We start from the raw sequence: 12,106 nt of genomic DNA, 5'->3' as shown, positions 1-12,106 counted from the left end.
CCGCGGTCGCGCTCGCTGCCACTGTCATCTTCTGGCTGTGATCAACGAGTCCTGACCCTAGGATGCGGGTTCGCTCTTGCGGGAATATCGTGTGCCAGAACTTTTCTCTCTCCATCGCTTCGAAGAATTTGTCCCGCTGTCCGAACAAGATAAGGCGAGCGTGCACGCGCTCGGCGAGCCGCCGGTCGCTTTGCCACGCCATGCCGTGCTGCGCCGCGAGGGCGAGCCGCCGCGCTATATCTATTTGCTGCTCGACGGTTGGGTCGGCGCGTCGGTCCTGCTGCCCGGGGGCGAGCGGCAGATCGTCAAATTCCATCTGCCCGGCGACATGCTCGGCACGCCCAGCATGTGCCTCGATCAGGCTGCCGACACGCTGACCGCGCTGACGCCGGTGACGATCAGCCGGGTGCCGCTGGCGGCGTTCGGCGCGCTGTTCGCCAGTTCGCCGCGATTTGCCGCGGCGATGTTCCTCAGCGTCCAGCGCGAACGCGTTGCCCTGATGGACCGGCTCGCCGCGGTCGGGCGTACCCCGGCGATCGCGCGGATCGCGGCGCTGCTGCTCGATGTCGAGGAACGGTTGCGCGCGCTGGGCGCGATCAGTGACGACGGTTTCGACATGCCGCTGACGCAGGAGCAGATCGGCGACCATCTCGGGCTGACCGCCGTGCACGTTAATCGCGTATTCCGGCAGCTGGCCGAGACGGGGCTCGTCTCGCGCGATCGGCATCGCATCGTGCTGCTCGACGCGGCGCGGCTGCGGTCGATGTCGGCGCGGCAGCAGCGGGTGATGACCCGCGACGCCGCATGGCTGTTGGGCGGCGAGGGTGTCTGACGCCGCGTAGTTAACTGCTTGTTCGTCGACATTGGCTAACGGCCTGTCATCGGTCGGAACGATGGGACGGACACAGGCGTGGCGATTTTCTACGATGCCACCGGGCGGCGCGCCCGGCGGGTGCGTGTGGCGCTGGGCATCGCGGTGTGCGTGCCGCTGTTGCTGGCCGCCCTGCTGATCGCGGCGATCGTGCGCCCGGTCGCGGGTGCCGCACCACGCTTCGCGATGCCAGACGCGCCACGGCCCGCAGCGGCAGCCCCGGTGGGCGACGGCGCCGCGGGCGCGTGGCTGCCCGCAGCGACCGGCGCGGCCCTGATCGGCGGGACGATGGGCTTCTACATGCCGTGGGACGCACCGTCGCGGCAGTCGCTGGCAGCGCATGTCGACGAACTGGAATGGCTCGTACCAGGGCTCGCCACCGTCACGGGCGCGGATCATCGCTTCGTCGCCGAGGACGATCCGTTCATGCGGCAGGTGCTGGCGCGGGCTACCCGCCGCCCGCGCGTGTTGCCGATGGTGCAGAATGCCGCCGCGGATGGCAGCTGGGACGGCGTCGGCACCGCCGCCTTGCTCGCTGATCGTGCCGCGCGTGCGCGCTTTGCGGAGCAGCTCGTGGCGCTGGTGACGCGTGAGCGCGGCGCCGGGGTGATGCTCGACTTCGAAAGCCTGCCGGTAAGCGCGCACCGCGACTATCGCGCCTTTCTCGGCGAGTTGCGCGCGCGCTTCGCGCCGCGTGGCTGGACGGTGGCGCTGGCGACGCCGGTCGCCGACCCGGACTGGGATTTGCGCGCTTACGCCGCCGTCGCGGACCGGCTGGTGCTCATGGCCTATGACGAACATTGGATGGGCGGCACGGCGGGCCCGATCGCGTCGCAGCCGTGGTTCGCACGGGTCGTCGCGCAGGCGGTGGGTCAGGCCGGCGCGGGCAAGGCGATCGTCGCGATCGGCAGCTACGCCTATGACTGGCAGGGGCGCACCACGGTGCCGCTCGCGATCTCCGATGCGCTGGCGCTGGCTGCGCAGGCCGGGGTGAAGCCGACGTTCGACGGCGCGAGCGGCAACAGCCATTTCGCCTATAGTCGCGACGGGCGGCATCACGAGGTGTGGATGCTCGACGCGCTCAGCGCCGCCAACCAGATGGCGGTGGTGCGGCGCACCGGCGCGGCGGGGGTCGCGCTGTGGCGGCTGGGCAGCGAGGATCCGGCGGTGTGGCGCGCCCTGTCCGGCGGTACGCGGCCCGATCTGCGCACCTTGCCCGCGCCTGCCGGGATCGCGGTGCGCGGGCAGGGCGAGATCATGCGGATGGCTGCGGAGGCGGCGCCCGGCATACGGGACGTGACGTGGCGCGACGGGCTGATCCGTGCCGCGCGGTTCGTGCAGCTGCCGCAACCCGATATTGTCGAGCGCGCCGGCGCGCATCGCCGCCAGATCGCGCTGACCTTCGACGATGGACCCGATCCGGCATGGACGCCGCAGATCCTGGACGTGCTGGCGCGCGAGCATGCGCCGGCGACCTTTTTCGTCACCGGCGCCAATGCGCTGGGACAGGGCGCGCTGCTGCGCCGGATCGTCGCGCAGGGCAGCGAGCTGGGCAACCATTCGACCTCGCACGCCGATCTGTCGCGTCGCTCGGAGGCGGCGATCGCACTGGAGCTGAAGGCGACCGCGCGGATCGTGGAGGCGTATACCGGGCACGCGATGACGCTGTTCCGGCCGCCGTTCCTCGGTGACGCCGATCCCGACCGCCGCGACGAGCTGCACGCGACGCGGGTCGCGGCGCGCCTGGGATATCTGACGGTCGGGCTCAACGTCGATCCGCTCGACTGGCAGGGGCCGAAGGCGGAGGTGATCGCCGGGCGCGTGATCGCGCAGGTCGCCGCTGGCACCGCCGAGCGGCCGGCGGAGATCGTGTTGCTCCACGATTCGGGCGGCGACCGAACCGAGACGATCAAGGCGCTGCCGCTTATCATCCGCGGATTGCGGGAGCGGGGGTATGACTTCGTGCCCGTATCGACGCTCGCGCGGCTCTCGCCCGCCGCGGTGATGCCACGGCTGCGCGGGTCGGCGGCAGCGGATGCGGCGGGAACCCGCGGGTTGTTCGACGGGCTGGCGTGGCTGCGCGATGCCGGGGCGGTACTGTTCGCGACGGTGATCGCGATCGGCATGGCGCGCGCGGTGGCGCTGACCGGTCTGGCGCTGTGGCGTCGTCGCCGGGAGACGGTGCCGGCGGGTGCGCCGCATCTGGTGCCGACGTTCGTGTCGGTGCTGATCCCCGCCTTCAACGAGGCGCGGGTGATCGAGGCGTCGGTGCGCCGCATCCTCGCCAGCACCGGGCCGCGGATCGAGGTGATCGTGATCGACGACGGCTCGACCGACGGGACCAGCGACGTCGTGCGGGCAGCGTTCGGGATCGACCCGCGCGTCCGGCTGCTGACGCTGGAGAATGGCGGTAAGGCGCGCGCGCTCAACACGGCCTTGGCGCAGGCGCGCGGTGACGTCGTGATCGCGCTGGATGCCGATACGCAGTTCGAGCCCGACACGATCGCCAAGCTGACGCGCTGGTTCGTCGATCCGCGGATCGGCGCGGTGGCGGGGAACGCCAAGGTCGGCAATCGCACCAACGTCATCACGCGTTGGCAGGCGCTGGAATATGTCACCGCGCAGAATCTCGAGCGGCGCGCTTTGCTGTCGCTCGGCGCGGTGACGGTGGTGCCGGGGGCGGTTGGCGCGTGGCGGCGCACCGCATTGGACGCGGTCGGCGGATATCCCGAGGACACGCTCGCCGAGGACCAGGACCTGACGATCGCGGTGCAGCGCGCCGGGTGGCGCGTCGCGTGCGACAATGATGCGATCGCCTGGACCGAGGCGCCGGAAACGGTGCGCGCCTTGTTCAAGCAGCGGTTCCGCTGGGCGTTCGGGACGCTGCAATGCCTGTGGAAGCATCGCGGCGTGCTCGGGCGGCGCGGCGGGCTGGGGCGGATCGGACTGCCGCAGGCGTTGGTGTTCCAGTTCCTGTTCACGCTCGCGGCACCGTTGATCGACATCGCGCTGCTGCTCGGCGTCGGCGGGACGGCGTGGCGCGTCCATGATCGCGGCTGGGAGGCGGCGGGCGGCGATGCGATAACCGTGGCGGCGTTCTGGGCGGCGTTCGCGGCGGTCGATCTGGTGTGCGGGTGGATCGCCTACCGGCTGGACGGGCGCGAGGCGCGCTTCCCGGGCATTCGCTTGTTGATGCAGCGATTTGGGTATCGGCAGCTGCTCTATGCGGTGGTGCTGCGCGCGCTGTACGTCGCGGCAACCGGGCCGAAGGTCGGCTGGGGAAAGCTGGAGCGGACCGGCAGCGTCGCGGTGAACGAGTCCGGCGTGGTGACGCCGGTGCCGCTGCGCGCCGCGGCGTGACCGCGACGGCGAATGTTGCGAATGTTGAGACGCTGACAGGGTGAATGTTGAGGAGGTGCGGCGGCATCATGACGGCGTGATGCCGGATGTGGGACGGTGTAGGACAGACCTTCGCCGGGCTGGCGCGGGCTGCGAAATGCGGTAGCGTGCCTGACCTGATCCCTGTCGGAGCGCGCCTTCATGTCGTTGTTATCTGCCCTGTTCGTCCTCGCCGCCGCTGCGCAGGGCGAGCATGTCGCGATTCAGGCGTCCGACATCGATCGCAGCGCGACCTTCTACCACGAGGCGTTCGGGCTCCAGCTTATCAAGCAGCCGCTGCCGAACCGGCGCTGGATCGATCTCGGCAATGGCTTCGCGATGCACATCCTCGACGGGCGGACCGCGCCCAAGCCGTCGAACATCAACGAGCATGTCGCGATCCATGTCGACGATCTGGCGAGCGTGACCGCGTGGCTGGACGCGCACAAGCGGCCGTGGACCGATCTGGCGGGCAAGCCCCGGACGATGCAGACGCGTTTCGACGGCGTGCGCCAGATCTATACGCAGGACCCGGATGGGTATTGGCTGGAGGTCAGCGACAGTCGCGGGGTGGCGGCGAAGGGGTAGAATCCGGCATTGCGAGCGGAGCGAAGCAATCCAGGGCGTCCAGATCCGACCCTGGATTGCTTCGCTACGCTCGCAATGACGTGTCAGACGATCGCGTGGGGTACGAAACGGGCGAGGTCGCGGGTGATCGGGCCGTCGTCCTCGCGGATCGACATCGCGACGGGTTCGTCGCCGACGATCCACGAGCCGATCACCGCATGTTGGCCGTCGAAGACCGGCAGCGGGCTGAGCGCCTGGACGATATGGCCCTCGTCGCCGTAGCCCCCTTCGGGGCCGCGATCTCCGGTGCTGCCGTCGTGGAGTTCGATGTCCCAGCCTTCACGCGAAAACAGCGGCTTGCGGACGAAGCGCTCGCCGATCGCCGCGACGCCGGCCGCATCGTCGGCGAAGGCGGCGGGGAGCAGGTTGGGGTGGCCGCGGTGGCGTTCCCATAGCAGGGGGAGGATGCCCTTGTTCGACAGAAGTGCTTTCCATGCCGGTTCGAGGAACAGCGTCTTCGTCGCGGGCAGGTGCGCGGCATAGGGTTCGCGCAGCATGTCCTCCCAGGGATAGAGCTTGAAAAGCGCTGCGATCAGAACGCTTTCCTCGTCGACGAACTGGCCGTCGCCGTCGACGCCGATCCGGTCGATCGCGACGAACGCCGGGTCGAGCCCGGCCTGACGCGCGGTATCCTCGAGGTAGCGGACGGTCTGCCGGTCTTCCTCGTGGTCGGCGACGCTGGCGAAATGCAGGGTACTTCCGGGGGTTAGCAGTGCGCCGAAGCGGGCGACCAGTGCGTCGTGGAGGCGGTTGTACTGGTCGGCGTCCGCCGGGAGGGTGCCGTCGGCGATGCGATCCTCCAGCCATTGCCACTGGAACAGCGCGGTCTCGTAGAGGCTGGTCGGGGTATCGGCGTTATATTCCAGAAGCTTGGCCGGGCCGGTGCCGTCATAGGCGAAGTCGAAGCGACCGTAGAGCGAGGGGGCGTTCGCTTTCCACGACGCCGCGACGACGTCGCGCATCGCGTCGGGGATCGCGAGCCGGTGCATCAGCGTGTCGCTTCCGACCACCTCGGTGACAAGATCGAGGCAAAAATAGTGCAGCTCTGCGCTCGGCGTCTCGATCCCGCGCTCGATTTCGTCGAGCGAGAAGCGGTAATAGGCGCGCTCGTCCCAGTAACGCTGACCATCCATGTGATGGAAGGTGAAGCCCATCGCGCGGGCGGTGTCCTCCCATCCGGCGCGCTCCCCGGTGACGATGCGTTCCACCGCGCGTCAGCCGCCGGATTTGTCGTCGAGCCGTTTCGCCTCGCCGCCGTCGCGCGGGGCGGAGAGGCGCGCGAGGATGTCGTCGGCGCTCGACGCGCCGGGCAGTAAGCCGGCGCGTTCCAGCTTGGCGTCGAGATCGGCGCCGGTGCGCATGTCCTCCAGCTCGGCCGAGGCGCGGAACTTTTCCTCGCGCACCGCCTGCCGCTCCTTGAGGCGCGCGAGGCTGTCGGCGGCGGAGCCGAGCTGCGACTGCGCGCCGTGGGTGTTGCTGGCGATCTGCGCCTGTGCCTGCTGGACGCTCTCGTTGGCGCGGACGACGTCGACCTCGCGGCGCAGCGCCTCGATCTTGCCATCACCCTGCTTGATGATCCCGCGCATCCGGTCCTCGGCGGTGCGCATGTCGGCGACCTGCGGATTCTTGGCGTTCAGCTCGCGCTCGATCTGCGCCAGCCGCTCGGCCACCTCGCGCGCGAGGTCCATGTCGCCGCGGCCCATCGCGGCGCGCGCCGACGCTTCGTACTTGTCGCGCTGTGCAGAGAGCTGCTCGATGTCCTTTTCGATCAGCCGGCGCTTGGCGGTGACGGTCGCGAGATCGTCGCGTGCCTTGGCCTGCGCAGTCCCGGCGTCGCGGAGCTGCTGGTCGAGGATCGTCAGCGCGCGCGCGTCGACCACCGACTGGCCCGCCTCATGCGCGGTGCCGCGGATCAGCGTGACGAATTGCTTCCACATCGACATCGGTCAGTATTCCTCAGGCAGCGGCGAAGGCGTGGCGCAGATCGGCGGCGGCATCGAGCGCGTTATGCGCCAGCACGCGCAGTTCGATCAGGATCGTGCGCAGCGTCGATTCGATCGAAAGCTCGCCGATCAGTTCGTAATATTCACGCCCGTCGACCTCGGTGATCGCGAAATTGGAGAGCGGGACCAGCTTCTGCGCCTTGAGCAGGAAGTGGTTGAAGGCGGCGGGGTCTTCCATCTCGGCGACCGGCCACAACAGGCTGGAGACGACGATCTGCTCGCCTGCGCAGCTCAGGAACACCGCGAGATCGCCATGCTCGCGCATCGTGACGCGTAGCACGTCGCCGACGCGCTCGACGCTGACTTCCGCGGCATGATCGGCGGCGCCCAGCGCCTCGGCCAGCCGCCCGATCGTCCATACCCGTGCCGTATCGTCCACGCTCTTCGTCCTCTCGGTATGCTTGACACTCCAAGCATAAGCCCGCAGCCTTTGGCAAGGTGATTGGGCTGACGGGAACGCGCGCGACATGATCTTCGGCAGCCTGTTCGGCGGCGGACGCGACGAGGCCAAGAGCGCCGTGGCGGTGGTGCGCGACGTGACGATCGGGCGGATGGTGCGGCTCGACGCGCTGGCGTGGCGGCGGCTGGCGGGCGGGACCTTCACGCTCGACCGCGACACGCTGGAGATCACCGCGCAGGGGATCATCAAGCTCGACGACGGCGGAGGCTACGTCCACCGTTTCTACACCGACGACGAATTGATGCTGCAGGCGGTCAGCCAGCAGCCCGACGGATCGGACGCCGACGATTTCACGCTGTTCCGGCCGTGGTCGTCGACCTATGCGACCGGCGGATGGGACGATGCGGCGTTCCGCGACCGGTTGAGCCAGCCGGTGTGGAACGAGGCCGGGCTGCCGCCCTTCCGCCGCTTCTGGTACGACGGCGACGAACGCGTCCAGCCGCCGGTGCAATTGTGGGAAGCGCTGTATTACGAGCGCGACGGCGAGCCGGTAAAGCATATCCGCCAGCAATGTATGCTGTATGTCCGCGATCTGGCGCCGGAGGGGCAGGAGTTGCTGCTCGCGCTGTCGGCGCGGCCGGAGGGGGGCGATACGACGCACGACATCATGATCGGGCTGCCGTTGTCGCCGGCGGAGTTCAGTGCGTAGCGAGTGGTGCTTACCGGTGCCGTTCGCTTCGCGCAGCCGTCGAGCCTGTCGAGACGGCGTGTCGAGAGGTTCGGCGCGGTGGCTGTCGCTCGACACGGGCTCTCAGCAGGCTCGATCCCTGCTCGAGACGAACGGGGTTGGGGGAATACCGCACCGCTCGCTTTGGCAGGGGCAATGACGGTTCCGGCTGAGGCGGCTATGCTCTGAACAAACGACCGCTATAAAGGGGAGCACGCATGTTCGACACGACCGCCTTTCTGTTCGGGGCCGGGCATTTCCTGATCGCGTTCGCGATCGCGTGCCTGTTCCTCGCGGTCTTCAAATGGCTGTATCAGGTCTCGACCCCCTATGACGAACGGCGGTTGGTGGCGGAGGGCAATATGGCCGCCGCGATCACCTTCGGCGGGGCGATCGTCGGGTTCGCGCTGCCGCTCGCCTCGGCGCTGGAGGTGACCGCCAACCCGCTGGAGTTCGTGGCGTGGGGCGTGCTGGCGGGCGCGATCCAGGTGGTGGCGTCGCTGGTGGTGCGGCGGATCGTGATCCGCGATCTGGTGGCGAAGATCGAAACCGGCAACGTCGCGAGTGCGGTCTATATGGCGGCGACCTCGATCGCGGTCGGGCTGCTCAACGCCGCCTGCATGAGCTATTGAGGCCGACGCGATGACCGATTCCCTTCCGCTCCGCCGCAAGCGCTCCGCCGCCGCCGGGCTGACCGCCGTGGGCGCGTTGGCGATGCTGTCCGGCTGTGACGGCACCCCCGACCAGCAACAGCAGTTCGGCCCGCCGACCGAGGTGTCGGCGTTCAAGACCGTCGACGAATGCGTCGCCAGCGGCGCGTTCGCCAAGGTGACGTGCGAGAATGCCGCGAAGGAAGCCGCGACCACCGACGGCAAGGCCGCGCCGCGTTTCGACGAGAAGAGCCTGTGCGAAGACCAGTTCGGGTCCGGGCAATGCCTGGCGCGCAACGAGGGCGGGCAGAGCTTCTTCGTGCCGCTGCTGACCGGGTTCATGATCGGGCGGCTGCTCGACGGATCGGGCTATCGCTACAACGGGCTGTACCAGAACCGCCGCGACGGGAGCTGGTACACGCCGTCGGGGGCGTGGCTGTACGGCGGCGGCTATGGCGGGCGCGGGTATAATTATCAGGTCGGGTCGCGCGCGGTGACCGCGCCGATCACCACGCAGCGCATCCAGACGCGCAGCTCGGTCGTCTCGCGCGGCGGGTTCGGCGGACGCGTCTCGGCGCGGTCCAGCGGCGGCTGGGGTGGCGGGCGCTCGTTCGGGGGGTGAGCGGCGGCGGGTGAGCGGCGGCGGGTGACGCAGCCGATCGGCGCGTGATGCGTTGGCGCTGAGGTCGAGCGATAAAGGACAGGAATGACCCGGCTTTTCCACGTCAGCGACGTTCATTTCGGTGCGGAAGACCCGGACGCGGTCGCGTGGTTCCGCGATGTAGTGGCGGCAGAAAAGCCCGACGCGGTCATCATGACCGGCGACCTGACGATGCGCGCGACGAAGCGCGAATTCGACGACGGTGGCGCGTGGCTGAAGAGCCTGGGCGTGCCGGTGACGCTGGAGGTCGGCAACCACGACATTCCTTATTATTGGGACCCGCTGCGGCGGCTGTTCGCGCCCTATTCGCGCTATGCCGCGGTCGAGAAGATGATCGAGCGGCCGCTGGAGATCCGCGGGATCACGATCGTGCCGCTGAAGACCACCGCACGCGCGCAATGGCGCTGGAACTGGTCAAAGGGACGGGTGAGCACGGGCTCGCTGCGCCGCGCGATGGCGCTGGTCGAGGCGGCGCCGCGCGGCAACCTGATCTTCGTCGCGGGACACCATCCTTTGATCGACGGGGGCAGCCAGGGGACGGCCAAGACCAAGCGCGGCGATGTCGCGCTGGCGGCGCTGGCGGATGCCGGGGTGCATGCGGTGCTGTCGGGGCATGTCCATGATCCGTTCGACATGCCGTATGAGCGCAACGGCTGGCGGCTGCGGCTGATCGGCGCGGGGACGCTGTCGAAGCGGACGCGCAACTCGCCGCCCGCGTTCAACGAGATCCGGGTCGAGGGCGACCGGTTCGAGACGCTGGTGCGGACGATGTCGGCGCAGCCGGTGTACCCGATCAGCGAGATGAGTGCGGCGGGGCGGTAATTTCCCTCGTCATTCCCGCGAAGGCGGGAATCCAGAACCTCTGACGTCTCGACCCCTTCAGAAACCTGCGCGTCTGGATCCCCGCCTGCGCGGGGATGACGGGAGTGGGGGGCTGGCCTTCTACTTCGACGTCCCGGACTTGATCCGGGACCCCGCTTTTCTCCCCGCCTCGAAGAAAAGATGCGGGGCCCCGAATCAAGTCCGGGGCGACGAACAGTAGCGTCGGGTCGTTACACCCCCTATCTCGCCTTCGTGCCCAAGAAATCCAGCCCCGGCCTGCCGACGCGCGAGCAGATCCTCGACTTCATCACCTCCTCCGCGACGCCCGCGGGCAAGCGCGAGATTGCGCGTGCCTTCGGGCTCACCGCGCAGCAGAAGATCGCGCTCAAGGCGCTGCTCAAGGACATGGGCGACGAGGGGCTGATCGACTCGGCCCCCGGGCGCGCGTTCCACAAGATGGGCGGCGTGCCGAAGGTGACGGTGCTGCGGATCGTCGACGTCGATCAGGGCGGCAACGTCTGGGGCGTGCCCGAGCGGTGGGAGGCGGATGTGCCTACCCCGCGCCTCCGCGTGCGCGATCGCAAGCATGGCGCGCTGGGGGTCGGCGAGCGGATCCTCGCGCGGACCGAGGAGACCGGCGGCGGCTGGACCGCGCATCCGATGAAGGTGCTGGCACCGGCGTCCGAGCAGGTGATCGGGGTGCTGCGCCGCGAGGGGGATCGCTTGTGGTTGCAGGGGGTCGAGAAGAAGGAGCGGCGCGAATATCCAGTGTCGGACGCCGGCGGGGCGGAGGCGGGCGATCTGGTCAGCGCCGAGATCGCGGGGCGGCCGCCGCGCGTGATGGCGAAGGTGGTGGCGCGGCTCGGCGATCCGTTCGCGCCGCGCAGCTTCTCGCTGATCGCGATCCACAAGCACAATATCCCCGATACCTTCGCGCAGGAGGCGCTCGACGAGGCGCAGCGGGTCGCGCGGCAGCCGTTGGGCGAGGGACGTGAGGACCTGACGCAGCTGCCGATCGTCGCGATCGACCCTGCCGACGCGCGCGACCATGACGATGCGGTGTGGGCGACGCCCGACGACGATCCCGCGAACGACGGCGGGTGGAAGGCGATCGTCGCGATCGCCGATGTCAGCTTCTATGTGCGGCCGGGCAGCGCGATCGACCGCGAGGCGCGCGCGCGCGGCAATTCGGTCTATTTTCCCGATCGCGTCGTGCCGATGCTGCCCGAGGTGTTGTCGGCGGACGTCTGCTCGCTGAAGGCGGGCGCGGATCGCGCGGCGCTGGCGTGCCATTTGCAGGTGTCGAAGACGGGTACGCTCAAGAGCTGGCGGTTCACGCGGGCGGTGGTGCGGCTGGCGGCGAACATCGCGTATGAGGAAGCGCAGACGGCGATCGACGGCGGCAGCGGCTTTGGGTGGGACGATGCGCTGACCGAGACCGCGCTGGCGCCGCTGTGGGAGTGCTGGCGCGCGCTGGCGGCGGCGCGGGACAAGCGCGAACCGCTCGATCTCGATCTGCCCGAGCGGCGCGTGGTGCTCGACGAGAAGGGGCGGATCATGTCGGTGGCGGCGCGCGAGCGGCTCGACGCGCACCGGCTGATCGAGGAATATATGATCGCGGCGAACGTCGCCGCCGCCAAGGCGCTGGAGGCGAAGAAGGCGCCGGTGATGTACCGCGTCCACGAACCGCCCGCGCGCGAGAAGCTGGTGGCGCTGAAGGATTATCTCGAGACGTTCGAGGTGCCGTTCGCGCTGGGGCAGGTCGTAAAGCCGGCGACCTTCAACCGTATCCTGGAGCGCGTCGGCGACGTGCCGTTCCGCCCGGAGATCATGGAGCAGATTCTCCGCTCGCAGACGCAGGCTTATTACGCGCCCGCCAATCACGGGCATTTCGGGCTGTCGCTGGGCAGCTATGCGCATTTCACCTCGCCGATCCGCCGCTATGCCGACCTGATGGTGCACCGCGC

At 69.0% G+C, this 12,106-nt stretch carries 11 protein-coding genes; 8 read left to right on the top strand and 3 right to left on the bottom strand.

All coding sequences use genetic code 11. The features are described from left to right. Positions 1-160 precede the first annotated feature (160 nt). The 3 genes from AADI75_RS15060 (at position 161) to AADI75_RS15050 (ending at position 4,837) form a co-directional block, all read left to right on the top strand. A complete protein-coding gene (locus AADI75_RS15060; protein WP_341209820.1) occupies positions 161-832 on the top strand; it encodes a Crp/Fnr family transcriptional regulator in 672 nt (223 codons plus the stop codon). Between the two features lie 78 nt (positions 833-910). Further along, on the top strand, positions 911-4,231 hold the full coding sequence (locus tag AADI75_RS15055; RefSeq protein ID WP_341209819.1) for a glycosyltransferase: 3,321 nt from the start codon (positions 911-913) through the stop codon (positions 4,229-4,231). A gap of 180 nt (positions 4,232-4,411) precedes the next feature. Continuing rightward, positions 4,412-4,837, top strand: a complete 426-nt coding sequence (locus AADI75_RS15050; RefSeq protein ID WP_335309371.1) for a VOC family protein — start codon at positions 4,412-4,414, stop codon at positions 4,835-4,837. A gap of 83 nt (positions 4,838-4,920) precedes the next feature. Here AADI75_RS15050 and AADI75_RS15045 read toward each other — a convergent pair whose 3' ends face one another. Genes AADI75_RS15045 through AADI75_RS15035 form a run of 3 tightly spaced genes read right to left on the bottom strand, consistent with a single transcriptional unit; the run spans position 4,921 to position 7,258 of the window. Continuing rightward, positions 4,921-6,084, bottom strand: coding sequence for a glutathionylspermidine synthase family protein (locus tag AADI75_RS15045; RefSeq protein WP_341209818.1), 1,164 nt, complete (start codon positions 6,082-6,084; stop codon positions 4,921-4,923). A gap of 6 nt (positions 6,085-6,090) precedes the next feature. Continuing rightward, entirely contained in the window at positions 6,091-6,819 is a 729-nt protein-coding gene (locus tag AADI75_RS15040) for a PspA/IM30 family protein (RefSeq protein WP_028967112.1), read from the bottom strand. A gap of 13 nt (positions 6,820-6,832) precedes the next feature. Continuing rightward, on the bottom strand, positions 6,833-7,258 hold the full coding sequence (locus AADI75_RS15035) for a YjfI family protein (RefSeq protein ID WP_341209817.1): 426 nt from the start codon (positions 7,256-7,258) through the stop codon (positions 6,833-6,835). An 88-nt stretch (positions 7,259-7,346) separates the two neighbouring features. Between AADI75_RS15035 and AADI75_RS15030 the strand changes: the two genes are divergently transcribed. From AADI75_RS15030 to AADI75_RS15010, 5 genes are all read left to right on the top strand, one after another. Continuing rightward, the gene (locus AADI75_RS15030; RefSeq protein WP_341209816.1) at positions 7,347-7,988 is read left to right on the top strand and encodes a DUF2491 family protein; all 642 of its coding nucleotides are present in this window, start codon (positions 7,347-7,349) and stop codon (positions 7,986-7,988) included. A gap of 236 nt (positions 7,989-8,224) precedes the next feature. After that, complete coding sequence (locus tag AADI75_RS15025; protein ID WP_341209815.1) at positions 8,225-8,638, top strand: DUF350 domain-containing protein; 414 nt, start codon at positions 8,225-8,227, stop codon at positions 8,636-8,638. Between the two features lie 10 nt (positions 8,639-8,648). Then, positions 8,649-9,278: a DUF1190 domain-containing protein gene (locus AADI75_RS15020; protein ID WP_341209814.1), complete on the top strand. Its 630-nt coding sequence runs from the start codon at positions 8,649-8,651 to the stop codon at positions 9,276-9,278. Between the two features lie 84 nt (positions 9,279-9,362). Next, positions 9,363-10,139, top strand: a complete 777-nt coding sequence (locus AADI75_RS15015) for a metallophosphoesterase (RefSeq protein ID WP_341209813.1) — start codon at positions 9,363-9,365, stop codon at positions 10,137-10,139. A gap of 252 nt (positions 10,140-10,391) precedes the next feature. Beyond that, a partial coding sequence (locus AADI75_RS15010) for an RNB domain-containing ribonuclease (protein WP_341209812.1) occupies positions 10,392-12,106 on the top strand: 1,715 nt, incomplete at its 3' end.

The organism is uncultured Sphingomonas sp. (genome assembly GCF_964021865.1).
Lineage (GTDB): Bacteria > Pseudomonadota > Alphaproteobacteria > Sphingomonadales > Sphingomonadaceae > Sphingomonas.
This window is presented reverse-complemented; position numbering and strand designations above follow the sequence as displayed.

Coding starts and splice junctions, on each gene's coding strand:
- AADI75_RS15030 (WP_341209816.1), top strand. CDS start 7,347: ATGATCTTCGGCAGCCTGTTCGGCGGCGGACGCGACGAGGCCAAGAGC.
- AADI75_RS15020 (WP_341209814.1), top strand. CDS start 8,649: ATGACCGATTCCCTTCCGCTCCGCCGCAAGCGCTCCGCCGCCGCCGGG.
- AADI75_RS15025 (WP_341209815.1), top strand. CDS start 8,225: ATGTTCGACACGACCGCCTTTCTGTTCGGGGCCGGGCATTTCCTGATC.
- AADI75_RS15040 (WP_028967112.1), bottom strand. CDS start 6,819: ATGTCGATGTGGAAGCAATTCGTCACGCTGATCCGCGGCACCGCGCAT.
- AADI75_RS15050 (WP_335309371.1), top strand. CDS start 4,412: ATGTCGTTGTTATCTGCCCTGTTCGTCCTCGCCGCCGCTGCGCAGGGC.
- AADI75_RS15015 (WP_341209813.1), top strand. CDS start 9,363: ATGACCCGGCTTTTCCACGTCAGCGACGTTCATTTCGGTGCGGAAGAC.